The organism is Paenibacillus sp. CH40 (assembly GCF_024213605.1).
Lineage (GTDB): Bacteria > Bacillota > Bacilli > Paenibacillales > Paenibacillaceae > Paenibacillus > Paenibacillus polymyxa_B.
This window is the reverse complement of record NZ_JANAVQ010000002.1, coordinates 34820-59866: the sequence shown is the minus strand read 5'-3', so window position 1 is coordinate 59866 and position 25047 is coordinate 34820. Positions and strand designations below refer to the sequence as shown.

Sequence of the window (25047 nt, the reverse complement as noted above, 5' to 3'; positions counted from 1 at the left end):
GAAAAGTTCATCTATGGAAGGACGGAGTGTCCGGCATGACAAGAAACCTTCAATATGTACCCTATGGTTATGAGCCTCCGATCGAGACGCATAAAGGGACCATGGTCTACTATGATACGTTCGAGCAGATTACAGCCAGAGAGCTGGAGCTTTTTGCCGAAACGGGGGCTGTATTATCTTTTACAAAGCTGGTGTTGTATCCGCTACATGAAGAAACCGTCAGAAGAATGTGGAAGCAGCCGGTACGTTCGTATTACAAGCGGGTGGACGAGCTGGGAGAGTGGCAGCGGGAGCAGGCTTTGAGTGCTGTTGTGATTGAGAACTGGGAAGGTAAGCGTAAAAAGTATACGCCGATTGAAGCAGCCATCCGTTTTTTGGCGGAAAAGTATACGACCCCACTTTTTTTGTACATGAGTCCTGAAACTGCAAATTTGTGCGCTTCCTATGCATCGTTTGGAGAATGGATTAGAAATGTCAGATTGGTGCTTTCGAGCGCACCCCAGGAACTTCATCCGAAGCTTGCACAGTACCGTAATCGCTGGAACACGGTCGAAGAAGCGACAAACCGTGACTCTAAGGTTGACAAAGCGGAGCATGAATTATAGAATAGAACTAATCGTAAAAATTACTATTGTAATTGTATACCATGTATTCCAATTAAGGAGGAAGAGAAATGCGCGTAATTGTTACCTTGGCATGCACCGAATCCGGTGATCGCAACTATACAACAACCAAGAACAAAAGAAATCATCCGGAGCGTCTTGAAATGAAAAAATACTCTCCGCGTCTGAAAAAGTACACGATCCATCGTGAAACTAGATAATTTGAGGTTTGCTGCATAGCAACCTGAATGATTCTGCTTCCTGAGCGAAGCCTGTTAAGTTTGCAAAAGCCTGCGTTATGGAACCGGCGAAAACTTGAATTAGTCCAGTGGACAGAGCGTCCAAAGTTAAAGCTTGCACCTAAGAAAACGGCTTTTTTTCAAGGCTGTATGATAGATGCCGAGCTACATGGTACGCTTTGCCTTTTGAATCGAAAGCACGTGGCTACCGAGTTCTCCTGTGCTGGTGTCAGCATTTGGGACGAGCCGGAGGACCATTCACTATATGCTTATATAACGATGAAGGCTGACGAAAGATCCGGAGCGTTCGTGCAATGGGCGATGCGTATATGCGGCATCGTTTGCTTGTCGTTTACGAGCTTGAGCGCAACCGTTATGATCTGTCGTCTTTTTTTCTGGGACATAACCGTTCCTTTTGCCAACTGATGGAGTATTGCGCCAGTACGTTTGAGTTTGAAACTAAAACTACATGAAAGATTAGGTGAAACTAATGAAAAAAGATATTCATCCAACATTGAACAAAGTTATCTTTTTGGACCCTAGCTGTGGATTTACTTTCCTGAGTGCTTCCACTAAATATTCGCAAGAAACGATGGAATGGGAAGATGGCAACACATACCCAGTTATCCGTGTAGATACTAGCTCCGCTTCCCACCCGTTCTTCACTGGTAAACAAAGAAACGTGGATATCGGTGGCCGTGTGGATCGCTTTAACAAAAAATATAACCTTAAGTAAGACTCGTCGAGAGCTAGGTTTACGGATTATGCCAATAATTCGTAAACCTAGCTTTTTTATTTTTTACGGATAGTTACATCCGAAACAACGCGAATAACAAATGTATTTTCAAGTCTCGAATTTAACACTCTTCTGGAACAGTCCATGAAGCTGCTGCTTTTTTTAATGCTAAATGAAGCTGAACAATAGTCGACGAGGGCTATGATGAAAAAAAGATACGAATATAACGTTTTAAGATATTCAGTAGCGGCATTGCTAATCTTGGCAACTAATCATTTTAAAACGTAATTCTATACTTCGCATAGGCTGTCTTAATTTAAAAATAATCGCAGGTATCTAGCCTGCGATTATTTTTTTTTTAGCACAAGAGTCGCGATTAAGGGAGGGTTCCGATAAATCATTTGCGGAAATAAGTTATTTGAAGGATATAGTTAGAGACTTGATACAACTAGGCATCATTATAGATAAGCTTTTGTTCAGAATTGGTTCAGTGGTTTCATGTATATTAATTGAAAACGACATAAATCACTTATTTTCGACAAATATATGAATAAAAGATTAATATAAACACATTTTTATCGGTAAATACAGTGAATAAGCTTTATTATCTTTGAATTATGTAGAAACATTTCGAAGATCGAATAGGGTCGTTTTACTCAAAAGTAAATTAGGAGGTAGAACCATTGAAAGTTTATTCACTTAAGTGGGCAGCCGCTCTTGTTGCTCTTCAGGCGGCGTTTGGTACTTCTACTTACGCTGCAACGCCTACCAATAATTTGTTTTCAGATACATCCTATGTGACGAGTGATAAAATGGCGGCCATCCAAGAAGCTGTACGCCAAGGGCTTTTATCGGGAGATCCTCATGGAACTTTTCGCCCTGCAGCAACATTAACTCGTCAGGAACTCGCAGTATTATTGGTCAGAGCCTTAAAATTGGACCCTATTTCGAGTTCTTCTACTTTTAAAGATGTGCAAAGTAAACAATTTGCTGCCCCATATATAGAAGCCGCACAAAAAGCCGGGTTTCTATCCGGGGATGGATTAGGAAACTTCCGTCCGAACGATCCTGTTACCCGTGAAGAGCTGGCAGCTGTGTTTGTTCGTGCAGTCGGAGGGGTTAATGCAGAGGGCGGATCAAGCATTTTACCCAAAGATCAGTCCTTGGTAAGCCAATGGGCGGCTGGATCGGTAGATACAGCACTTCGCCTGGGTTTAATTGACATTCATGACAGCAAGCTCAATCCCACCGGTGAAGTAAAAAGGGAGGATATTGCTCCTTTCCTGCTGGATATTTTCAAATCTCAAGAGCAAACAGCTACGATCAATAGCATTGATGGGGACATTGTAACAATCGATAATGTTCCTTATTTAATAGAGGGGAATTTGAAAGAGTTAATCGGAAACTCCAATAAAGATGCGCTAAAAGGAGCTAAATTAAAGTTTAATTCGCGCAATCGTAATGTGGACGGGCTGCAACAATTAGAAATCGTGCAAAAAGATGTTGTGTTAAACACCAATGGTCTACCGGAAAGCAGCCTGCTTCGAATTTTAGGTGATGGTGTTCAGATTAAAGGGGATATCAAAGGAGTAATCGAGCTTAATGACGGTGTTTCTAATATCCAGCTGAATGGAAACGTAAACCATCTTAATGTGAATTCCGGCCATGGTATTTCTATTAAAGGAACCGGAACAATCGGGGAGCTTCAAGTTGCCAACGCAAACGCTAAAGTGACCTTGAACCCGAATTTTAAAGTTGAAACGATTAAGCTGCCTAAAGATGCATCCGTTTCACAAGTTATCCAAAATTACAGCGAAGTACAAAAGCAGATTGGACAAATTCAGTCCGCTGACGGAACGGTTCAAGAAACGACTACAATTACGTCCAGTAGCGTGACATTTTCGTCTGGAGGAGGAAAAACTACTTCGACAAATTCAGTGACTAACCATGCGCCAGGCGTTACTACCGGGTTTACTGATATTACGTTAAGTACAGCAGATGAGCCTAAAAAGATTAATCTGGCAAATAGTTTTGCTGATGCTGATGGAGACACACTGACCTACACAGCAAAATCTTCAGCAACGAACGTAGCGACAGTATCGGTGAATGGAAGTCAGCTGACTCTCACGCCGGTGAACGCCGGCACAGCCACGATCACGGTTACGGCGAACGACGGCAAAGGCGGGACCATAAACAGCCAGTTCAACGTGATGATCACGCCGGTGATCCCGGAAGCCGTGAACCATGCGCCGACGGTGGAAACGTCGATCAGCAATGTAACGACAGGGGCCGCGGATGGAGTTAAGACGGTGAGCCTTGCGAGTGTGTTTGCAGATGAAGACAGCGACGCGCTGACATACACGGCAACCTCGACAGATACGGGAGTGGCAACAGCAGCGGTAAACGGAAGCGATCTGAAAATTACGCCAGTGAACGCGGGTACGGTCACGATTACAGTAACGGCAGATGACGGCAAGGGCGGCACGGTGGATACGCAGTTCAACGTAACGGTTACGCCGGTGATCCCAGAAGCCGTGAATCATGCGCCGACGGTGGAAACGTCGATCCGCAATGTAACGACAGGGGTCGCGGATGGAGTTAAAACGGTGAGCCTTGCGAGTGTGTTTGCAGATGAAGACAGCGACGCGCTGATGTACACGGCAACCTCGACGGATACGGGCGTGGCAACAGCAGCGGTAAACGGAAACGATCTGAAAATTACGCCAGTGAACGCGGGTACGGTCACGATTACGGTTACAGCAGATGACGGAAACGGGGGTACAGTGGATACGAATTTCACTCTAACGGTGACCCCTCCACCTGCTGCTAATCACGCTCCTGTTGTTCAAAGCACGATTAATGATGTTTCTACAGAAGCAGGTGCTGTGGACACAACTATTGGACTTGCTTCAACTTTTGCAGATGAAGATTTGGACCTGCTGACATATTCCGCTGATTCATCGGACCCTAGCGTAGCAACGGTTTCCGTTACAGGCGACCAACTGAGTATTACTCCGCTTGCAGTGGGAAGTGCTACAGTCACAGTTACCGCAGATGATGGGAAGGGGGGGACCGTTCAAACGATCTTCCAAGTCACTGCTGGAGAAAAGAAGGGACTTTTCTTCTCCGAGTTGGCATGGGGGGAGAGCGACTCTATGATGCAAATTATTGAGCTTTATAATGCGGGTTCTGAGGGATTGGATGCTTCAAAAATTAGAATTGAACGCAGTGATAGTGGAAATTCGATCGAAATAAGTCAAGACGCTGGTGCTTTTATTCCAGGTGGAGCTACTTTCGTGATAGGAGATACCATGTATTTTGGTGATGCGCATGTAGATTACTTCACAGACATGGGATTTTATAACGATGATTCAGCGCCTGTTACTTTATCGCTTTATTACGATAATCAGTTGATTGATACGGCAGTGTTTCAGCCTCATACCACTTTAGCTAGACAATCCGATGTTACCCATGGAAATGCAGACTACGAGGCAAGTGAATGGTTTGATGAAGGAACCGATTATACGGATAATATCGGCATCTTTAGTAGTGAGGCACCATAATGAATAAAAAGAATAGAGGAAACATCATGAGTTCTAAACCCAATAAATGGCTGATTACATTAGCCTTGGCTGCACTTGTTGCTCCAACGGCTTTGCAGACGATTGCATCTGCTGCCAGCAGTGCATCAAACGGAGCAGCTCTGGCCAGTCTGCCTTTTAAAGACATCAATAATATTGCTTCAGAGCAAAAGACAAACATCCTGCGAGCCATTGAAGCTGGACTTCTGCATGGTGACCCATCTGGATCCTATCGGCCAACGGATTTGTTGACCCGTCAAGAAATGGCGGTTCTATTAACTCAAGCTCTGCAACTCTCTATTTCTAAAGCAGCAAGCAGCAGTTTCTCGGATGTAGAACCGAAAAGTTGGTCGAGTCCCTATATTGAGGCTGTACATCGTGCAGGACTCATGAATGGAGACGACGGCTCCAAATTCAGGCCCAAAGCGGCAGTTACCAGAGAGGAGGCTGCGGTTCTGCTTATGCGGGCCGCCGGGCTTCCTATTACAGCTGACGCCACGGAGTCTGCTAAACTTACTGATTGGAATCGGGTCAGTCCGTGGGCACGGCCTTACGTTAATACGGCTTTACAGTCGGGCTCCATGAAGACGGATCAGTCCGGTTTCAAACCTAAATCGTCCGTTCAGCGCCAAGATATAGCCCAGTATATGATGTCTACCTTTTTCCCTAAGGACCATGTAGTCCAACTCCAAAAAGTAGAGGATGGAAAGGCCTGGATTAACGGGATTGAATATAAACTCTCGGATTCAGTTAAAGAAATCCTGCAAACCTCTAACCAAGAGATTCTCAAAGGAGCAGATATTCAATTTGTAGCATCACAGCGGACCATTGAATCGATCACCAAACTGGTCATCCATGCGAGCGGGCAAGCTCCGATAGGGCAAGCTTCCGAATTCAGCGGCAATCTTGTATTAGATGGTCATAACTCCTCGATTGACGGAGATTTAACTATTGACGGTGATTACATTTCGGTTATGAATTTGAATGTCAAAAATAGTTTTACAGTTACGTCAAGCCTTGAACATGATTTCTATGCCTCTAAATTTACGGTACAAGGAAAAACATATATTCAGGGTGGTGACCAGAACACCGTATTGTTTAACACATCTGAGCTGCAGGATGTCGAGGTATCCAAACAGGATGTCCACGTAGTCATTCAAGGAAATTCGACGGTGGATCAAATGTCGTTGATTTCCAATGCAACGATTGAAAATGATTCATCCTCAACGATACAGCAGTTGAATGTTCTTACCGGTGCCAAGCAAGTAGAGTTGCAGGGGATTATTAAGCAATTGTCGGTCAACAGTGACCAGCCCGTAGCTCTGACAGGCCAGGCCTCCATTAATACATTGGCTGTGAACAGTTCCTCTCCGGTCAGTCTGGAGGTAGCTGGAACTATTTCAAATTTACAAGTAAATAACTCTGCAGCAAATATTAGTGTAAGCTCCTCCAGCCAAGTCACGAATACTTCATTTGCAGTAGGTGTGTCTTCTTCGACGGTATCAGGAGTCACTGGAGTCACTACAACTTCTTCTGGTAGCTCGCGTTCTACGGTTGTGACCAATACAGCACCGAAGTTAGTGACCAAATATGACGATCAAGCCGTAACGGTGGGCGATTCTGAACTTCAGATTGACTTACTTGGACATTTTACGGACGAGGAGCAGTCCGACCTCAAATATACGGCAGTGTCGTCTAGTACAAAAATCAGTACAGTCCGAGTAGAGGGAACAAACCTGTTTATCAAGGCTGTTGGCAAAGGGACTGCGACCATTACGATCGCTGCAGATGACCAGGCCGGGAAAAAAGCGGGAACGAATTTCAAGGTCCGTGTCAATGAATCTCCTGTTTCATTGAGTATCCCCGATCAAAACGAACAGTTGGGGAGCGGCGACGTAACCTTATCTTTAGGATCGTTTTTTACGGATTCTGAAAATGATCCTATGACTTATGAGGTTGCAATCGATGATCCTTCCATTGCTACCTTTACCCTGACGGGTGATCAATTGGTATTAACTCCGGCAGCTGTAGGACATGCCCAAGTTACCGTCAAGGCATCCGATGGTCGGGGAGGCAGCGCAAGCCAGTCGTTTCAATTGGTTGTAACTGCAGTACCTAATCAAAATCCGGTTGTAAATCAGAAGCCTGGCAACCAAACGCTCACTGTGGGCGATGCGGACTACATCCTGGATTTATCTCCGGTGTTCCTTGATTCGGACAGCAATCCACTAATCATCTCGGCAGAATCCTCGGATCTATCCATTGCGACGGTCTCCGTTAACGGAAACCAGGCCACAGTTCATGCGGTTTCCTCAGGAACAGCAAACATCCAGCTAAAAGCGGCAAATGGCCTTGGAGGCGAGGTTAAGACCGATTTTGATATTACCATTAATGAACCTCCGGTATCCTTGCGAATTCCGGATCAGACGAAACAAATCAATTCAGACGACATTCAATTATCTTTAAACGACTTCTTTACCGACCATGAGAAGGATTCATTATCATACAGCATTGATATTTCCGATTCTTCGGTTGCGACTGCAGTGCTAAATGGGGACACGCTTACCATTACACCGTTAAAAATTGGCAGCACATCAGTATCTGTTAAGGCATCTGATGGCCATGGAGGTAGCACAAGCCAGTCGTTTCAAATAGAAGTAACGGCTGTATCTAACCAAAATCCGGTTATAGACCAGAAGCCGGGTAATCAGACACTGAATCTAGGCGATGTGGATTATATCCTGGATTTATCTTCGGTATTCCACGATCCCGATGGCGACCCTGTGGACGTTTTGGCAGAATCTTCGGATTCGTCAGTTGCTGTTGTATCCGTTAACGGATACATAGCCACGGTCCATGCAGTTTCCTCAGGAACAGCAACGATTCAGCTTAAAGCAAAAGATGGCCGCGGGGGCGAGGTCACTACTGATTTTGATGTTACCGTCAATGAATCCCCGATTTCCACAGGGATTCCGGATCAGATGAAAGAAATAAATACAGGCGATATTCAATTGTCCTTAAATGATTTCTTTTCCAGTCCTGATAGCGATGTTTTAACTTACGATGTTCATAGCATTTCTGACCCGACTGTTGTGACGGCTGCCGTTTATGGAGATATGCTTACTCTTACACCGTTAACGATCGGTAGTACATCGGTATCGATCAAAGCAACAGATAGCTGGGGAGGGAAAGTGATCGAAACTTTCAAAACCACCGTCACGGCTGGACCTCCACAGAATCAGTATCCAGTAGAAACTAAACCTGCCGACCAGTCGCTTACTGTAGGTGGTGCGGTCTACTCACTCAATTTAGGTTCCGTTTTTACTGATCCTGATGGGGATACGTTGACCTTTAAGGCAACCTCTTCTGATCCGTCCGTTGCTTCGGCGGAAATCACTGGAGCTCAATTGGAAATTCAGGCACTAAGTGCAGGGACGACAATCATAGAAATCAAGGTTATGGATGGCCGCGGAGGGGAAACTTCAACCACCTTCCAGGTCAGTGTCCAATCATCCGGTTCGTCTAACCCATCTTCTAATCAGCCGCCTCAAGTAGATGCGACCATTTATGAACAAGTGTTGACTGCAGGAGTTACGAATGCAAGAAGCTACGACCTATCTCAATTGTTCAGTGATGCTAACGGGGATGCCTTGACGTTTACTTCTACTGTTGAATCAACCGGTATGGTAAATGCAGAGGTTAACGGATCAACGTTGACTCTTACTCCAGGTAATCAGGCAGGAAGTACCAAGGTAACGATTACTGCGAATGACGGGCATGGCGGAACAGCCACCTATAATTTTCAGGTAACGAATGCTCCTCTGGCGACGAATGGAATTGTTCAAATCCGAACCAAGCAAGGGGTCAAAGATCCGATTACTTATGACATGTCAACAGTGTTCCCGGGTGAAACTTCATTTAAAATCTATTCGGGTACGGCAGATTCTACCTTTACTGGGCCAATCCCTCTTAATGGGACGGTTTGGACATGGAACGGGGATATTTTTCAATACTTCTGGGTAATCGGGGCGAACGGATCTGCCGCTGTATTCCAAGTGACCTCAAATCCTCAAGGACCGGAGGATCTATATTTTTCCCAGTATCTATCTGTGGATAAAACCCGTACTGCTATTGAGCTGTTTTACAATCCGGTAGGAGATACTTCTAAACCTATAGAAAATGCAGGATACTCACTTGAGATTCATCAATACAATTTAGCTACAAATACTCCCAAGGTGTGGAGCCAGCCTATTAATTCGTTTTGGAAAGGCATGCCTTATATATATATCGATTCCATCTTTTATGACTTTTTCGATATCGTTTCTGCGACATACTATAATGATGAATTGATGTTACTAGAAACGAATACAAATGTAACGACAGGCTATGTCCTGAAAAAGAACGGCGTAACGATCGACGTCTTAGGTGATCCTAACGGAAAAACGCAATTTATGCCGAATAATGGCACTATTATCCGAAAATCGGGGATTAAGTCCGGTTCCTCCTCTTATAATCTTCCAGGAGAGTGGAACTCTTATCCAACCGGAACGCTTCAATATTTTAGTCATCATACTCCATAACATTTTGTTGAATTAACGGGAAGCCCTCCAGCGCCGATGGTACTTGGGGCGAAGGGTCCCGGGAGAGTAGGATGTCGCCAAGCAATTAATGTATAACTCTGCATAGTGGTACTCAAGCTGTCGAGACATTCTCGACAGCTTTTTTTATTCCCAATCTTTCAACATGGCATCCTATAAGGTACATACCATACCAAAGGGAATTTTTATCATTACGAGCCGAATATGTCGATTACAGCGACACGAAGCACTGTTCCCATTGGTCGGTAATGGAGGCTTTGTCAAGCTGTTCTCCAATGAGTGTAACATATCCCTGGCTCACAGGAAGTGCAGTAGGCTGCCACTCCAAGTGATTTCCTGAAAATTGCAAAAGCATTGTACCTTCCTGAGGAAGCACGCAATAACCTTTCGCACGAAGCAACGAGGAACCTAACCCGGTCAAAAAGTTTTCCAATCGTTGTTTTTCGAGTGGCTGAGGAGAATATTGATGCAGCGTTAAGCTCTCCAGACGGGAGAACGAATGAGGCTGCTTAGGATCGTGGTTATGACTGTGTGCCGCAATAACTTTGAAAGCCGTACTTCTGGAGACACTACTGGTGCTTCCGATACTTTTGACGGGAATGGAAACGGACGGTACACCTGCATCGGTGGACTGGACTTGTGCAGGTGCAGGTTGAAGTGTCTGTATGGGTTTCGCGGCAACGGATGCGGAGGCCAGAACAGGCTCTAGTAGTGGTTCAAGGTCAATCCGGCTATATTCAGTAGTTTGCAGCTTGGCCGTATCGTTGAGCTTGCGGATGCTCTTGACGACCTTCGTCACTTCACGGCTACTTGCTGCATCCGTCTTGTTCACCACAATAAAGTCTGCGGTGCGCAGTTGTCCGTGCAGGGTGCGAACCAGTTCTTTATCAGCCGTAAAGCGGCTATTGTATTCATGGAACAGCTCAGCATCCACAACACTGATGCTGTGAACCAGATAAAGCCGATCTGCCAGTAGAGGGGAGCGAAGCTCCTCCAGTACTTGTTCGGGGTTGGCTACCCCGGTGGTTTCCATGAAGATCAGGTCTGGCTTCTGGCTGAGCAGGGTATGCAGAGCCCCTGCCAGCTCATTTCTTTTGCTGCAACAAATGCAGCCTTCTAGCAATCCTTCTACTGTTACGTCAGGCATTTCCTCTGAAATTATAGCGCTGTCTACATCATATTCACCCATTTCGTTCATTAAAACAGCAGCACGAAGGGGAATTTGGCGAGTATGGGCTAATAGGCGCAAAAGTAGTGTTGTTTTGCCGCTTCCAAGAAAACCACTGATTAAAATAACAGGAACTTTATTCATCATTTTTCCTCCTTGGTGGGTTTAGTGTGCTGTGTTCAAGCGATCAAAGGTAGCTACCGAGTCTGCTTGGGTATAGACATAAGGGGATTCTGGCTGCTCGACAGCGGTTATTTTTTCGGATCGAATTTCAAGTACCGGAACGTTGCCCTTTTGTGTGGCATGCAGTGTTCCTTCAATGGTCACCCAGGTATCCTTGTCAAAGGACGGGGCCTTCTGGGATTGGACGATGATCCCGAATGGCATGGCATCGGCAGTACAGCACATGACGAGGAATCTTCCTACTGCAAATAGGCCTTTACCCGGCAGGTTGTCGTCTTTATAGACAAAGCCAGTCACCTGTACTTTTTTTCCTTCAAAAGCTTGTTTATATAACTCAATGGCGCCAATAGTTTCGGAGAAAATCTCCGGCTTGATCTGTATGATAGGTTGCTGATACAGGCGTTTCGCCAGCTCGGCGAATTCTACATTGTACTTGTCAGGCGGAACGAACAGCTTATCCAGCGCTTCCTGACTCCATTTTCCCTCTGGAGGGGGCGAAGTTGGGACAGAAGATGCAGTTGATAAAAGGGAGGAGGTGGATGCTTTTGTGGTCTGTATATCTGTTTTTCGTCGGATATCCGGGTTGGGATACGTGAAGGACATGCCTTTTTTGGCGGCCATATCACTACCAAGTGCCTGATTGGGCAGCAGAGAACCGAACAGGAGCGGGATGAGCAGCATTCCATATACGAGTGTTTTTTTGAACCAGCTTTGCGGCAACGGATGCTCACAATCACATACATCCTCACCGTCCCGTTCTCCGATGATTCCGTGCCATGCCATCGCCAATGCGATGAACAAGAGTGGTACAGGACAGAGTAGGAGCAGCTTTTGCATATGGGGAGCTAGGTAGTAATGAAGTGCATTCGTACGGTTTAATGAGATAATGTACACAGCCAATCCGATTAGGAGCAAGGAGCGCATACCATATTGCCAGCGGATGCTAAAGGTTGAATTCACGGTTGTATTCACCTCCCCAATAACCATTCTGCAGCTATAGAACCCACGAGGACGAGTGAAACAATGAGCAAGCCCAGGATGGCGACAAATTTAGTGCGGAAGGTGCTTAGCAGCATGAGCGTGCCTTTGAAGTCTAGCATCGGGCCGAGTACAAGAAAGGCTGCCAGCGGACCTAGTGTAAAGGTGTGTGAAAAAGCAGTGGCTACAAAGGCATCGGAGGTGGAACATAGCGACAGTATGTAGGCAAAACCCATCATAAAGGCGTACGATCCGACCGTTCCGTTGCTTAACGAAAGCATCTCATCACGTGGGATGAAGGTTTGGATGCAGGCTGTTAATAATGCGCCGATAGTGAGATATTTACTCATGTCCAAAAACTCGTCACCAGCATGTACAAAAAAGCCCCGCCATGTGCGACTATGCCGATGAGTCTGATTGTTCTGCTTTTGCTGGTTAAAAGAGAGCAACGACCGTTTGAGCGGATGCACTCGCACAAAGGCATACACGATCAGCCCGATGATCGCGGAGACGGCAAAAGCCAAACCCATTCGAACGGCAGTGACCTCGGGATGGGAAGGGAAAGCCATCATCGTCGCAGCCAGTACCACGGGATTGATAATGGGCCCGCTTAAAATAAAAGTGATACCCATATAGGCAGGCATTCCCTTGAGCATTAATTGGCGAACGACAGGGATCATGCCGCATTCACAGATGGGAAACAGCATACCTAGTAAGGAGGCCAGCAGGACACCCGGTACAGGATGCGCAGGCGCTATTTTGCGAATCCATGTCTCCGGTACAAGCCACTGCAAAAGGGATGAGACGAGTACACCGATAAGGAGAAACGGAACAGCTTCCAGAAAAATACCCATAAATACCGTTTTTAACGGTTGCAGCTGGCCCATATCCAACAAACGAAGCCACTGGGGAGATAGCGTGACAAGCACAGGGATGAGAAAGGCAAACGGAATCATAAAAGGCAGCATCTTCAACAGCGTACTGTTTTTCATTCCACGTCTCCTTGGGAATAAGGGTTCTTATCTACATCCTATGTCTGTAGAGGGACAATCATGCCCGCTGGATTGTGCTTGTCTCACCTCCTATATTGACAATTCAAAGAGTGGTCATATATATTTATGTTTGTTGTTAGTAATTATTACGATTAAAATCCGATAAATGATTGCAAGAAGGAAACTTTTACGGTACGATCCATATTAAATGTTGTAAAGACAAGGAGGGGTTATATGATACCGATAGTTGTTTTATCCGGTTTTTTGGGTAGCGGTAAAACCACTCTTCTTCAGCAGGCGCTGGCTTACTACAAGGAGAAGGGCCTCAAGCCAGCTATTTTGATGAATGAGTTGGGTGATGTTAATCTGGACGGCAGTTTGGTGAATGGCCAAGCACCCATGAAGGAAATGCTCAGTGGTTGTATATGCTGTACTATTCGCGGGGATTTGGGCGTCGAGCTCATGAATCTTGCTGAGGAATATAAGCCGGACGTGATTATTGTAGAATGTACTGGAGTAGCTAACCCGATGGAAATTGTAGATGCAGTGACAGACGCCTCCATCTATTCTTCTATGATATTACAATCCGTTATCACGGTCATAGACGCGCGTCAATTTCTGGATTTTGCCTCGGGGAACGAGAGAGGCAAGTCGCTTCGTTTGATGCAGGATCAGCTTCGGTGCGCTTCCAAACTGATTATTAACAAGACCGATTTATTGGCTGCGGGCGAGTTGCAGAAAGTACAGGCCCTCGTAAAAGAGTTAAATCCATATGCTCTGACTGTGAGTACGCAACGAAGTGACGTAGACGCGGGTATTTTTTTCTCCACTCAAGGAGAGGAGCGTATGGACGTTGACCATCAGTCTCATGATCACCATGACCACGCCCATGACGACGAACATGGGGAGCATTATCATTCCTACGACCACGTAGTGGTTCACACGCATTTCTTTGGACAACCTGTTCCGCGCTCCGAGTTTGAACAGTTGTTCCGCAGTTTGCCAGCTGAAATATACCGGGCCAAAGGAATTGTGCGGTTTCTGGAATCAGAGGGTCAGATGATGTTTCAGTTTGCCTATCGGGAGCTGGAAATCATTCCGATCCGCCCGCAAAAGCCAGTGAACGATGTAGCGGTTGTCATGGGTGAGAATTTCTCTGCTTCCGAGATCGAGGAACAATTGAGAAAGTTGGAAGCGGCCGAAAAGCCATTGAGTAGTAGTTCATGACTTCGAGAAAGAGCAACCTTAATCCATCAAGACCTAATCCATCACAACATAATTCTCGCGCACACCTAGCTGGCAAGTCTACTTGGGGATTTACAACAATTCTGCTGCTGACTGCTGGGCTGTTGCTTTCGGTGACACTCGCAGTCATGCTCGGTCCTGTAGCTGTCGCACCGGGGACGATATGGCGAATTGCACTGTCTCATCTTCCCTGGCTGGACCAGTGGATACCCGTGACATGGACCAAGCCTGAGCAATATATCGTTTGGGAAATCCGCTTTCCACGCGTGCTGCTAGGTGTTGTCGTAGGAGCAGGACTTGCTGTTACAGGGGCGACTATACAGGCATTAATTCGTAATTCGTTAGCGGACCCCTATATTTTAGGAGTCTCGTCTGGGGCTTCGGTGACAGCCACATTGGTAATTGTGTTCGGAGCTTTCGGATTTTTAGGACGATTTGCGCTGCCTTTATCTGCTTTTATAGGCTCGTTAACTGCAATGCTTATGGTGTTCGCGTTAGCCCGTGTGGCTGGGAGCATATCGACGACCCGCTTATTGCTGGCAGGAGTGGCGGTGTCCATGATGCTGTCGGCTGTAACTAGCTTTATCGTTACGATGGCCCCGAATGAAAAAGGCATTCGTGACGCGATGTATTGGATGATGGGAAGTCTGGCAGGTGCTCAATGGGACACGCTTTTCATTCCAAGCCTCATTGTAGCCTTTGGAACGGTAGTCCTCCTGACCCGATACCGTTCGCTGAATGCTTTGCTAACGGGTGAAGAAACCGCAGTAACGCTAGGTGTGAACGTACAGACGTTCCGCGTATTACTGGTTGTTGTGGCGTCTCTTTTAACCGGGGCAGTCGTATCAGTTAGTGGCTCGATTGGCTTTGTCGGACTAATGATTCCGCACATCGTTAGGCTGATAGTGGGATCAGATCATCGGCGTGTACTGCCCGTCAGTCTGTTGGCGGGAGCTATTTTTGTCGTGTGGGCTGATGTATGTGCCCGGCTCGTGCTGGCTCCACAGGAGCTGCCGATTGGTATTGTAACGGCTGTGTGCGGAGGACCCTTTTTTGTGTGGCTTCTGCGTCGTAGTTCCTACTCGTTTGGAGGCGAAAAATGAATATAGAAGTCGAAAGCGTGACCTTCAGTATTCACGACAAACGGCTGATCGACGGCATCTGTCTCCAGGTAAAAGCAGGGGAGCTGGTTGGATTGATTGGTCCGAATGGCAGCGGGAAATCGACGTTGCTCAAAAATATGTATCGTGTGCTAAAGCCTGACAGTGGTTTGGTTACGTTGGATGGCCAGGATATGCTGCGGATGAAGTATAAAGAAACGGCCCGACAAATGGCAGTGGTGAGTCAGGATGCGCCGCAAACGTTTGATTTTTCAGTACGGGACATCGTCCTGATGGGTCGCCATCCGCATAAGAAACTGCTGGAAGCAGATACTGTCGCCGATCATGAATTGGTCGAGCAGGCGCTGGAGCGGGTAGGCATGAATGCTCAGGCGGATCAGGGCTTTGCCACCTTGTCTGGCGGCGAAAAGCAACGGGTATTGATCGCCAGAGCTTTGGCCGGGCAGGCGAAATTTCTTGTTTTGGATGAGCCAACAAATCATCTGGACATCCGGTATCAGCTGCAAATTCTGGATTTGGTCAAAACACTTCGGATAACTACGCTAGCTGCACTACATGATTTGAATTTGGCTGCATTTTATTGTGATCGAATGTATGTATTAAAAGAAGGCAAAGTGGTAGCCTCCGGCATAACGGAGGATGTGCTTCAGCCGGACCTGCTGTGGAGTGTATTCGGGGTGGAGACAGAAATCTGTATTCATCCAAAAACCGGGAAGCCGAATATTACCTTTTTACCGGATTCTCTCAGGAGAGGAGGCTATCCATGACGCTAACAGAAAAGGTGATATGATGAGGTAAGATAAACTACAAATAAAAGAGGAGACGGTACATATGAAAAAATATAGCAAGCCCGCGTTACCGCTGGTTATGCTCGTTTTGGCGATGATGCTGTTGTTATCAGCCTGCGCAGCAGGAAACACGGCTCAAACAAGCGATCCATCGGCAAACAGGCAGCAACCTGCCGCATCGCAATCGGCAACCAATAAGACGTCGGTAGAGCTTGAGAACATGGGCGTTAAAATGACATTTCCCGAGGCGCCCAAACGCGCGGTTACACTGAACCAGCACGCGACTGAGGTTATGCTGGCTCTTGGACTGGAATCCTCTATGGTAGGAACTGCGTATTTGGATGATCAGATTTTACCGAAATATAAGGCTCAATATGACAAAATCCCGGTACTGGCCGAACAATATCCGTCCAAAGAGGTGTTTATGGCCGCTGCACCGGATTTTGCCTATGCAGGCTGGAAGAGTGCCTTTAATGATAAAAATCTGGGTTCCCGTGAGGAGCTAGCCAAACAAGGGGTGCTGACCTATGTACAGGAGTCCTCAAACAAGCCGGGTCCCATATTAGAAGATGTATATCAGGATATACTAAATATTGGGCGTATTTTCAGGGTTGAGGAGCGTGCAGAAAAGCTGGTAAATGACATTCGTGAACAAGTGAAGTCCATTCAGACTCAAATTGGTACTGTTGAGCAGGCACCCAAGGTGTTTGTTTATGACAGCGGAGAAGACAAGCCCTTTACGGCTGCCAACAATTATCTAACGTCCTTGATTGAAAGTGTGAAGGCGAAAAATATTTTTGATGATATCGACAAAAGTTTTACCGAGGTAAGCTGGGAAGAGGTTGTGAACCGTAACCCTGATATGATCGTCATCCTCGACTATGGTGATACTTCACTGGCTGATAAAGAGAAGCTGCTCCTGAGCAAGCCTGCGCTGGCTGGTGTGGAAGCGATCAAAAACAAACGGTTTATAGTCCTGCCATTATCCGCGGCGGCTGAAGGTGTACGTGCACCGATTGCACTGAAAACCTTGGCTGAAGGCTTGTACCCGGACAAAATGAAGTAAACAAACAAAAGAGTTGCCAAAACATTGACGAACCTTGCCTAAACTGTTAAACTTGCTAATGCGTAAAGGTTACGTTTATCAAACGCTTATTTTTTTATTACCAAATCGTAATAATTACGGTAGATGGTTTAATGATCATAAACGACCTGGAGAATCTGCGCAAATGATGATCGCTCAGATGGCTCCAGGCTTTTTAAAGGAAAAGGAGATTTGCGTCATGTTATTGGCCTCATTGGAACAGGTCACATTTGGCTACGGAGATGTTCCTAACTTGGTGGATGCCAATGTTGAAATTTTTTCGGGAGAATTTGTGGCTATTACCGGACCGAATGGTGCTTCCAAATCAACCATGCTCAAACTATTGCTCGGCTTGCTTCAGCCTTGGAAGGGCAAGGTGTTTATGTCTAACCGTACAGGTGAAGGCAAAAAGCTCGTTGTCGGCTTTGTATCCCAACAAATTGCTGCTTTCAATGGCGGATTTCCAAGTACGATTTTGGAATTTGTCCGTTCAGGAAGATATACTCATGGCTCTTGGTTACGCCGTATGCGGTCTGAGGATCATGATCTGACTGAGCAGGCGCTGCGTCAGGTAGGCATGTGGGATTTGCGTCATCGTAAAATCGGCGAATTGTCCGGTGGACAGAAGCAACGCATTTGTGTGGCGAGAGCGCTCGCTCAGGAATCGGATTTGCTCATTTTGGATGAGCCCACGACCGGCATGGATCAGGAAAGCCGCCATCATTTCTACGATCTGATGAATCAGCAGGTTAAGGAATATGGAAGAACCGTGGTCATGGTGACGCATGGACTATCGGAAGTACAACATTATCTGGATCGAATTATTGAGCTTGAAAGGAAGGAAGATGGCGGATGGAAATGCTGCACTACGACTTCATGCAGCGGGCATTTTGTGCCGGTGGGGTAATTGCACTGCTGGCCTCGGTGCTTGGAGTATACCTGATGCTGCGGCGTCAGGCTCTCATGGCGGACATGCTATCGCATGTATCGCTGGCAGGGGTGGCAGCGGGTGCCTATTTAGGCATTAACCCGACGATAACCGGATTTGTTGTTGCCGTAATCGGCGCGATTATCGTTGAATACGTCCGCAGGTCTTATAAAACATATAGTGAGATATCTGTGGCTATTATTATGGTAGGTGGCCTCTCGACGGCCGTTATTTTAATGAATCTGAATCAGAGCATCAACAAGGGGTTTTCCGCTTATTTGTTCGGCTCGGTCGTAGCGGTCAATCAGACAGAGCTGATGTTGATGATTGTAGTGGCTGTGATCGGAGGTATTTTCTTTTTTGTATTCCGGCGTCCTTTGTATCAGATTACCTTTGATGAAGAAACGGCGAAGACCAATGGTCTTCCTGTCAAGTCCATTTCATTTGCATTTAGTATTTTAACAGGGATGATTGTAGCTGCTGCAATGCCGATTGTCGGTGTGCTGCTTGTCTCCTCACTCATCGTGCTCCCTGCGGCGCTGGCGATTCGAATTGCACCGAGCTTCGCGGCAGCCATCTGGATATCTATGGTCACTGCGTTGATCGGCGTATTTATGGGTTTAACGGCATCATATGAACTCAGTACACCCCCAGGGGGGACGATTGCCATGGTGCTGTTATTATTCCTGATTGTAGGAGCTGGTATTCAAAAGCTGGTCCGTAAGCTGGGCAAGCAACAGGCTTCACGGCGGAAGAATGCGACAGGCCAGTGAGTGTAATTACAGTGAGAATTAACTAAAAAATCTAACACATAAAGGAGTAATGAATATGAATACATGGTTCAAAAAATCATTTGTATTGTCTGCGGGACTAGCACTTATTTTATCTGGCTGCGGAGCCAAATCTGATAATGCAGCTACAAATGCTTCCCAAACCGAGCCGAATGCGGCACAAACAGCAGACAGTGGTAAGAAGCTGAATGTGGTCACCACGTTTTATCCAATGTATGAATTTACCAAGCAAGTAGCCGGAGATCATGCTAATGTAACTGCGTTGATTCCTGCCGGTGCTGAACCGCATGACTGGGAGCCAAGCGCCAAAGATATGGCACAGGTTAAGGATGCTGACGTGTTTGTGTATAACGGGATCGTCGAAGGCTGGGCAGAACAGGCTTTGAGCAGCGCGTCCAATGACAAGCGTGTAGTAGTGGAAGCAAGCAAAGGGTTGAACCTGATGGAAGGATCTGCTGAGGAGGAAGAAGGAGAAGAAGTACATGCAGAGGAAGGCCATGATCACAATCATGTGCTGGACCCTCATGTATGGCTTGATCCGGTCTTAGCTCAAAAAGAAGTAGAAGCTATAGAAGCAGGGCTTGTAAAAGCCGATCCTGCAAACAAAGCAGACTATGAGAAAAACGCCGATGCTTATATCGCTAAGCTGAAAGAATTGGATACCGAGTTCAAAACGGGTCTGAAAGATGTAAAACGTAAAGACTTTATTACGCAGCATGCTGCTTTTAGCTATTTGGCTAAGCAATACGGTCTAACCCAAGTACCCATTGCCGGTTTATCTCCAGAGCAAGAGCCTACACCGGACAAGCTGGCGGGTATTATCAAATTTGCCAAAGAAAATAATGTTAAAACGATTTTCTTTGAAACTCTTGTTGATCCGAAGGTCGCTGAGACCGTAGCTACTGAAATCGGTTCAAAAACCGATGTACTGAATCCGCTTGAAGGGTTGACAGATGAAGACAAACAGAAGAACCTGGATTACCTTGGTGTGATGAAAAACAATCTGGAGGCTTTGAAAAAAGCCTTGAATGAATAAACAGACCTTAAACGAATAGTACAAAAAATGACGTTGGGGAACGATACCAGCGTCTTTTTTTATGTCTGTCTAAGAAGATTGTACTTTTTTGGCTAGTGCTCTAGATACAGTAGATATATAGTGCTTTGTAATTTGCTTTACAGGAAAGATTTACGTCATTGTGAAACGTTTTTTTGAAAACTAATGCTGTAGTAGCTAGTTTCAAATTTCTTTTATAATTCATTGGTAGCGTTTTTATTTTTACAGATTCTTTCTATTAATATTACTAGTTTATTCACCGATATTGAAGTTTGGGCGTGCAATATCATTTGACAACGGATTGGAGAGGTTAATTTGGCAACAGTTATAGTAGTGGATGACTCTTTATTTATGCGTTCTGTGCTTAAGGATATTCTTTTGGATTTAGGTCACGCTGTTATCGCGGAAGCAGAAAATGGGTATGATGCTGTTTTGAAATACGCACACTTTCGTCCCGATTTAATCACCATGGATATTAATATGCCTAAGATGGACGGACTTGAGGCTGTTAAAAAGATTGTAGAGCTTGATCCTCAAGCCAACATTTTGATGTGTTCTGCTTTGGGGCAGCAGGAAGCGATTATAAAAGCATTTCAGGCAGGTGCAAAAGACTTTATTGTTAAACCATTTGAGATGGAAAGGGTCGTGAATGCAGTCACAAAAATGCTGGGGAGTTAATGAATCAAGATTTTTAATACATAACATGTTAAAGCGAGAATTCCATGCTTATTTTCACGAATATGGAGATGAATAGGATGAGCAATCGAGTGTTGTCTCAAAAAGTATTTATAGACGAATTGATCGCTACGATCAAGAATGGAGGGCTTGTCCCTGTAAATTATGAACACCTCATCAGTGAACAAAGAGAAAGAATGGATGCTCTTAACAATGAACTTACCCTTCGTATTGAGGGATTAGAGACTGATTTGATCTCTGCTTCGACACATTCCATTCCTTTTGCCAATGGCGAAATTATGTTTCTTGCTCGTTATATTGTACTCATTGGGGATCATACCGAGGGATACTTTGTCTTCTATCGAGCAGAAGATTGTGAAAGTCCAGAGGAATATCAGTTTTTAACAAGCTCTTATCAACTTCCACATTTATTACTTGAATTATCTCTTTCTTTAAAAGAACATGGTACTAATGAGCCGATTGATATTCTGACTTATTGGAATGGCCCTGTCTATCCGCTGAAAGATTTGAATAAAGAAGATATTAAGCTATCCACCTATGAATTTTAATTCCCTTGAGAGAGTCAAATCCCTCAGGGGATTTTTTTACATTGATAATCAAACGCATGTTCGCATATAATACAAACAAACGTTCTGATAAGGAGTGAAGGATCATGTTGGAAAAATACGTGGGGCAGATCGTGGAAATCGTGTATTTGGATCGGAAGGGCAAGCTGTCTCATCGGCGTATCGAGGTGCATCGTGTGCAGAATGGCTTGATACGAGCCATCTGTCTACAGACAGGCCAGCCACGTGTTTTTCGATTAGATCATGTATTGGCATGGCATCCGGTAACCAGAACAGCATAGGAGGGGCTTATGATGGGAAAAAAGCTTGAAGGAAATGGCATATGGGAAAGCTCGCGCATGATTTTGCCTGAGCATCGGGAGGCATATTTAAGACTGATGAAGGAGCAAGGAAGGCGCGGCAAGCCAGCACTGGACGATCAGGAAATGCAGCAGATTGAACAGGCCATCATCGTATCCTATAACGAACGGAAGCCTATTACGCTCAAAGTGTTCAACCCGTTTGATGATGAAGAGCTTCGTGGATTGGTCACGGTGATTAATACAAGTCGGCGAGAAGTGAAGCTGTCCCGTGGGGAGGAGGATTTTAGCTGGATTAAGTTGGAGGAAATTATCGAGGCGGATATATAAAAAAGTCTGACTAAGTCGGACTTTTTTTACATTTGTCCTGCCGTTTTATAATTAAGATTGTAGCTCTATGAATTCATATATAAAATAAACTGTAATTGCAAAAGGAGGAGTTCAATAATGAAAATTAGTAAAAATAATGCCGAACATTATATATGGGGAGATCAATGTGATGGTTGGCGCTTGGTGAAAAATAATGATTTGAGCATTATTCATGAGCGGATGCCCGGAAATACACATGAGGTCAGACATTATCATCATCATGCGCGCCAATTTTTCTTTATTTTATCAGGTACAGCGGTACTTGAAGTGGATGGTGAACGAATCCAATTAGGATCTCAGGAAGGGTGTGAGGTTCCTCCTATGGTGCCTCATCAAATGTTTAATGAAACGAATCAGGATGTTGAATTTTTGGTTATTTCTCAGCCTGCGAGCAGAGGTGACCGGGTTCTGGCCGAAAAATAATATTTTGGAGCAGACATGTTCCAGCGAAGGTTGACAAGTCTCTTTTAGTACCGTATAGTGCTAAATATGATGAAAAAAAATAAAATCACGAATCGGGATGTTGTTCTGCGCATCGCCACCTCATTGTTTCTTACCCAAGGATATCATGCAACAAGTATGGATGAAATTGTGGCTGTGAGCAATGTGTCCAAAACGAACATTTACTATTATTTTAAAAGTAAAGAAGAGCTACTTTCAGCCATTCTGGATCAACTGATTCAAACGTATAATGAGATGATTTATGAAGTTGTTTCGCGTAAGGATCAGTCTGTTCAGGAACGTTTTGAAATCCTTCTTCAATTGCTGACAGAGCAAGAGACAGATTGTTTGGGAGGCTGTCCCTTTATTACTCTTTATACGCAAATGCCTCAAGATAGCGCCTTGTTTCGGAATAAAATAAGCCAGTTCTTCCAAAGCCAAATCACTACCGTAGAAATATTGTTGAACGAGGGAAGGGAAAGATTAGAGATTCAGGCTGAACTTCCTGCGAGGTCGACGGCCCAATTCATCGTCTCGGCCATTGAAGGTGCGCTCTTTCTGCAGCATGCAAGCCAGGACCCGAGCATACTCGAAAATTTAAAATTTACTTTAGCACTTCTGCTAAAGTGATTTTTTTAATCTTTATTAGTACTATGAAGTACTAAAAATTAAAAAAGGCAGGTTTCGTATATGGCACATATCTTTATCACGGGCGGCACAGGATTTATCGGCATGCATACGTTACGACAACTTTCCAAGGAGGAACACACTATTACCGTCCTGGTTCGTTCGCAGCAGAAGTGGGAACAAATATGCAGGCAAATGGATTTGGAGACAGCATGGCATATCGGGAAATTAACACCGGTTATTGGCGATTTGAGTATACCTGCTCTAGGATTAAATCCTGCTGACAGGCAGCTCGTGGAGACCGCAGATGTGATAATTCATGCAGGAGGTCCGATGGATATTCTGCTGGGAGAGGAGGATGCGAGAGCAGCTTTTCTACAAGCGTCAGAAGAAATGATAACGTTGGCTACATATATTCATGCGAGCAAAGGGTTACGACATTTTATTCATTTGGTTGGGTACAAAAGCCCTTTTAATGATCATAACTGGCTTACTCCCGAGCCGGTCATCGCTCATTTGGAACAGGCACCTCCATATGAACGGATGAAATTTTTGGCTGATTTGCGTATCCGTCAAGGAGCACACAAGGAAGGATTTCCGCTTTCGGTTGTCCATTTGAGCGTTGTCATTGGTGACTCAGAGTCTGGGGATACGCCCCAAACTGGTGGGCTAGGCATTCTCGTAGGTTCTACAGCGCGCAAGCTTATGGGACTTGTCCCCGGCGGAAAATCTCATTGGCTCCCCTTGGTCCATGTAGATCATGCAGCCGAATTGATCAGTGCTCTTACGAAGGAATCACATCCTGCCAGCGAAACATACTACTTGATGGATGACAGACAGCAGAGTCCAACGATGATAGAGCTGGGAACGAATATGGCGAAGGAGCTTCGTGTACGTAAACCGCTCGGTTCGATTTCGCCAGCTTGGCTAACCAGTATACTGGGTACTCCTCTGGGCCAAAAGTTAGGTATTCCGAAGGAATCACTCGATTTTATCGTGGATGTGGACTACCCACTGGATGCAGCACGAGAGATTCAACGTAAATACGGGTTGTCACAGGCGATGAACAAAAGCGTGTTCCCATTTGTCATTACTGATCTTGATTTCAGGATTGCTCATTCCACCATAGATACAGATGGATATGTTCGCAACAGACGTGGGCCATTAGCTACACTGGAGCGAAGGGTGAAGAATGGAAATCCAACGATCGTATTAGTTCACGGTACTTTCAGCGGGGCAGATTGTTTGATACCGCTGGCAAATCAATTTCCGGAATTCTCTGTTTGCTTGGTGGATCTTCCCGGTTTTGGCCGTTCCCCATACCATCATAAGGAGGATGTACTAGAAGGCCACATTGAATCGTTAGTGCAGGCTATTCAGGCTTTGGAAACGCCAATCTGCCTTGTAGGTCATTCGTTCGGCGGACTACTAGCTGCTAAGGCATGGGAACGCGTACCTGAGCGTATCAATAGCTTACACCTATTGCAGCCTGTATTGCATACTGCTCCGCGCAGATATCGGAGCGCACGAATTACGGAGAGTATGCTAGGCAGATTCAGCGATTCAGGCTTACGCAAGCAATTGCTTGCGCAGACTTGTTTTGAAAGTATCGACGATATCCCGCCAGCATACATCACGTATGTTCTTGAAGAAATGCGTTCCCCACGCGTAAGAAAGACGACTGCGCAAGCCCTAGCCATGCTAACGAAGTCCGATAGCTTCCGGTCGGTTCCTGAGATATCCGAAAGAATGTATAAAGAGGAGGTTTCGATTCTATGGGGTGTGAAGGATCAGATCTATAAGTTGCCCGAGCCATTTCATGCCCTGCATACGCTGAATATTCCGGCAGCTCATCATTTTCCGATCTCGCAACCGGAACGAACAGCGCAATATCTAAAGCAGCACATAGGACAGAATAACGTTAGAGTATAAAAATAAAACCAGCCTAGCACATGTAAATC

At 45.5% G+C, this 25047-nt stretch carries 23 protein-coding genes; 20 read left to right on the top strand and 3 right to left on the bottom strand.

All coding sequences use genetic code 11. The features are described from left to right. Nucleotides 1–35: 35 nt before the first annotated feature. The 6 genes from NLX73_RS06730 (at nt 36) to NLX73_RS06705 (ending at nt 9738) form a co-directional block, all read left to right on the top strand. Nucleotides 36–605: a hypothetical protein gene (locus NLX73_RS06730; protein WP_254325734.1), complete on the top strand. Its 570-nt coding sequence runs from the start codon at nt 36–38 to the stop codon at nt 603–605. Nucleotides 606–673: 68 nt separating this feature from the next. Beyond that, on the top strand, nt 674–823 hold the full coding sequence (rpmG, locus tag NLX73_RS06725) for a 50S ribosomal protein L33 (protein ID WP_007430271.1): 150 nt from the start codon (nt 674–676) through the stop codon (nt 821–823). A 332-nt stretch (nt 824–1155) separates the two neighbouring features. Then, complete coding sequence (locus tag NLX73_RS06720; protein WP_231109487.1) at nt 1156–1314, top strand: hypothetical protein; 159 nt, start codon at nt 1156–1158, stop codon at nt 1312–1314. 17 nt (nt 1315–1331) lie between these two features. Next, entirely contained in the window at nt 1332–1577 is a 246-nt protein-coding gene (locus NLX73_RS06715; protein WP_013310118.1) for a type B 50S ribosomal protein L31, read from the top strand. A 683-nt stretch (nt 1578–2260) separates the two neighbouring features. Beyond that, nucleotides 2261–5140, top strand: coding sequence for an S-layer homology domain-containing protein (locus NLX73_RS06710; RefSeq protein ID WP_254325733.1), 2880 nt, complete (start codon nt 2261–2263; stop codon nt 5138–5140). Between the two features lie 26 nt (nt 5141–5166). Next, nucleotides 5167–9738, top strand: coding sequence for an S-layer homology domain-containing protein (locus NLX73_RS06705; RefSeq protein ID WP_254325732.1), 4572 nt, complete (start codon nt 5167–5169; stop codon nt 9736–9738). A gap of 229 nt (nt 9739–9967) precedes the next feature. Here the strand turns inward: NLX73_RS06705 and NLX73_RS06700 are convergent, their stop codons facing one another. From NLX73_RS06700 to NLX73_RS06690, 3 genes are read right to left on the bottom strand one after another with little or no spacing between them, the layout of a single operon-like run. Further along, a complete protein-coding gene (locus tag NLX73_RS06700; RefSeq protein WP_250261505.1) occupies nt 9968–11071 on the bottom strand; it encodes a CobW family GTP-binding protein in 1104 nt (367 codons plus the stop codon). Nucleotides 11072–11089: 18 nt separating this feature from the next. Further along, nucleotides 11090–12067, bottom strand: a complete 978-nt coding sequence (locus tag NLX73_RS06695) for a TIGR03943 family putative permease subunit (RefSeq protein WP_254325731.1) — start codon at nt 12065–12067, stop codon at nt 11090–11092. Nucleotides 12068–12075: 8 nt separating this feature from the next. Further along, entirely contained in the window at nt 12076–13077 is a 1002-nt protein-coding gene (locus NLX73_RS06690; protein WP_235308242.1) for a permease, read from the bottom strand. Between the two features lie 234 nt (nt 13078–13311). On the opposite strand from NLX73_RS06690, the gene NLX73_RS06685 reads away from it, so the two are divergent. From NLX73_RS06685 to NLX73_RS06620, 14 genes are all read left to right on the top strand, one after another. Then, nucleotides 13312–14304: a CobW family GTP-binding protein gene (locus tag NLX73_RS06685; RefSeq protein WP_254325730.1), complete on the top strand. Its 993-nt coding sequence runs from the start codon at nt 13312–13314 to the stop codon at nt 14302–14304. Continuing rightward, entirely contained in the window at nt 14301–15425 is a 1125-nt protein-coding gene (locus tag NLX73_RS06680) for a FecCD family ABC transporter permease (RefSeq protein ID WP_254325729.1), read from the top strand. Before NLX73_RS06685 ends, NLX73_RS06680 begins: the two co-directional genes overlap by 4 nt. Then, on the top strand, nt 15422–16210 hold the full coding sequence (locus NLX73_RS06675) for an ABC transporter ATP-binding protein (protein WP_254325728.1): 789 nt from the start codon (nt 15422–15424) through the stop codon (nt 16208–16210). Before NLX73_RS06680 ends, NLX73_RS06675 begins: the two co-directional genes overlap by 4 nt. 64 nt (nt 16211–16274) lie before the next feature. Beyond that, nucleotides 16275–17297, top strand: a complete 1023-nt coding sequence (locus NLX73_RS06670) for an ABC transporter substrate-binding protein (RefSeq protein ID WP_254325727.1) — start codon at nt 16275–16277, stop codon at nt 17295–17297. Nucleotides 17298–17514: 217 nt separating this feature from the next. After that, nucleotides 17515–18222, top strand: a complete 708-nt coding sequence (locus NLX73_RS06665) for a metal ABC transporter ATP-binding protein (protein ID WP_025724201.1) — start codon at nt 17515–17517, stop codon at nt 18220–18222. Beyond that, a complete protein-coding gene (locus tag NLX73_RS06660; RefSeq protein ID WP_061831372.1) occupies nt 18168–19016 on the top strand; it encodes a metal ABC transporter permease in 849 nt (282 codons plus the stop codon). Before NLX73_RS06665 ends, NLX73_RS06660 begins: the two co-directional genes overlap by 55 nt. A 55-nt stretch (nt 19017–19071) precedes the next feature. Beyond that, on the top strand, nt 19072–20070 hold the full coding sequence (locus NLX73_RS06655) for a metal ABC transporter substrate-binding protein (RefSeq protein WP_254325726.1): 999 nt from the start codon (nt 19072–19074) through the stop codon (nt 20068–20070). A 333-nt stretch (nt 20071–20403) separates the two neighbouring features. After that, nucleotides 20404–20766: a response regulator gene (locus NLX73_RS06650; protein ID WP_023988407.1), complete on the top strand. Its 363-nt coding sequence runs from the start codon at nt 20404–20406 to the stop codon at nt 20764–20766. Nucleotides 20767–20843: 77 nt separating this feature from the next. After that, nucleotides 20844–21332: a hypothetical protein gene (locus NLX73_RS06645; protein ID WP_039273324.1), complete on the top strand. Its 489-nt coding sequence runs from the start codon at nt 20844–20846 to the stop codon at nt 21330–21332. 104 nt (nt 21333–21436) lie between these two features. Next, on the top strand, nt 21437–21631 hold the full coding sequence (locus tag NLX73_RS06640) for a hypothetical protein (RefSeq protein WP_028542346.1): 195 nt from the start codon (nt 21437–21439) through the stop codon (nt 21629–21631). Nucleotides 21632–21643: 12 nt separating this feature from the next. Beyond that, nucleotides 21644–21979 carry a YolD-like family protein gene (locus tag NLX73_RS06635; RefSeq protein ID WP_013310132.1) on the top strand — a complete coding sequence of 112 codons (336 nt, stop codon included), beginning with the start codon at nt 21644–21646 and terminating at the stop codon, nt 21977–21979. Between the two features lie 117 nt (nt 21980–22096). After that, nucleotides 22097–22441 (top strand): cupin domain-containing protein, encoded by a 345-nt coding sequence (locus tag NLX73_RS06630; protein WP_028542344.1) that lies wholly within the window; start codon nt 22097–22099, stop codon nt 22439–22441. A 66-nt stretch (nt 22442–22507) separates the two neighbouring features. Then, entirely contained in the window at nt 22508–23089 is a 582-nt protein-coding gene (locus NLX73_RS06625) for a TetR/AcrR family transcriptional regulator (protein WP_226887689.1), read from the top strand. A gap of 60 nt (nt 23090–23149) precedes the next feature. Beyond that, complete coding sequence (locus NLX73_RS06620; RefSeq protein ID WP_254325725.1) at nt 23150–25018, top strand: alpha/beta fold hydrolase; 1869 nt, start codon at nt 23150–23152, stop codon at nt 25016–25018. The last annotated feature ends 29 nt before the right edge of the window (nt 25019–25047 follow it).

Bases quoted from the DNA above. Each gene is read 5' to 3' on its own strand.
- NLX73_RS06655 (WP_254325726.1), top strand. From the start codon at position 19,072: ATGAATACATGGTTCAAAAAATCATTTGTATTGTCTGCGGGACTAGCA.
- NLX73_RS06670 (WP_254325727.1), top strand. From the start codon at position 16,275: ATGAAAAAATATAGCAAGCCCGCGTTACCGCTGGTTATGCTCGTTTTG.
- NLX73_RS06690 (WP_235308242.1), bottom strand. From the start codon at position 13,077: ATGAAAAACAGTACGCTGTTGAAGATGCTGCCTTTTATGATTCCGTTT.
- NLX73_RS06640 (WP_028542346.1), top strand. From the start codon at position 21,437: ATGTTGGAAAAATACGTGGGGCAGATCGTGGAAATCGTGTATTTGGAT.
- NLX73_RS06675 (WP_254325728.1), top strand. From the start codon at position 15,422: ATGAATATAGAAGTCGAAAGCGTGACCTTCAGTATTCACGACAAACGG.
- NLX73_RS06680 (WP_254325729.1), top strand. From the start codon at position 14,301: ATGACTTCGAGAAAGAGCAACCTTAATCCATCAAGACCTAATCCATCA.
- NLX73_RS06705 (WP_254325732.1), top strand. From the start codon at position 5,167: ATGAGTTCTAAACCCAATAAATGGCTGATTACATTAGCCTTGGCTGCA.
- NLX73_RS06715 (WP_013310118.1), top strand. From the start codon at position 1,332: ATGAAAAAAGATATTCATCCAACATTGAACAAAGTTATCTTTTTGGAC.
- NLX73_RS06625 (WP_226887689.1), top strand. From the start codon at position 22,508: ATGATGAAAAAAAATAAAATCACGAATCGGGATGTTGTTCTGCGCATC.
- NLX73_RS06700 (WP_250261505.1), bottom strand. From the start codon at position 11,071: ATGATGAATAAAGTTCCTGTTATTTTAATCAGTGGTTTTCTTGGAAGC.
- NLX73_RS06720 (WP_231109487.1), top strand. From the start codon at position 1,156: ATGGGCGATGCGTATATGCGGCATCGTTTGCTTGTCGTTTACGAGCTT.
- NLX73_RS06660 (WP_061831372.1), top strand. From the start codon at position 18,168: ATGGAAATGCTGCACTACGACTTCATGCAGCGGGCATTTTGTGCCGGT.
- NLX73_RS06730 (WP_254325734.1), top strand. From the start codon at position 36: ATGACAAGAAACCTTCAATATGTACCCTATGGTTATGAGCCTCCGATC.
- NLX73_RS06685 (WP_254325730.1), top strand. From the start codon at position 13,312: ATGATACCGATAGTTGTTTTATCCGGTTTTTTGGGTAGCGGTAAAACC.
- NLX73_RS06630 (WP_028542344.1), top strand. From the start codon at position 22,097: ATGAAAATTAGTAAAAATAATGCCGAACATTATATATGGGGAGATCAA.
- NLX73_RS06665 (WP_025724201.1), top strand. From the start codon at position 17,515: ATGTTATTGGCCTCATTGGAACAGGTCACATTTGGCTACGGAGATGTT.
- NLX73_RS06645 (WP_039273324.1), top strand. From the start codon at position 20,844: ATGAGCAATCGAGTGTTGTCTCAAAAAGTATTTATAGACGAATTGATC.
- NLX73_RS06620 (WP_254325725.1), top strand. From the start codon at position 23,150: ATGGCACATATCTTTATCACGGGCGGCACAGGATTTATCGGCATGCAT.
- rpmG (WP_007430271.1), top strand. From the start codon at position 674: ATGCGCGTAATTGTTACCTTGGCATGCACCGAATCCGGTGATCGCAAC.
- NLX73_RS06635 (WP_013310132.1), top strand. From the start codon at position 21,644: ATGGGAAAAAAGCTTGAAGGAAATGGCATATGGGAAAGCTCGCGCATG.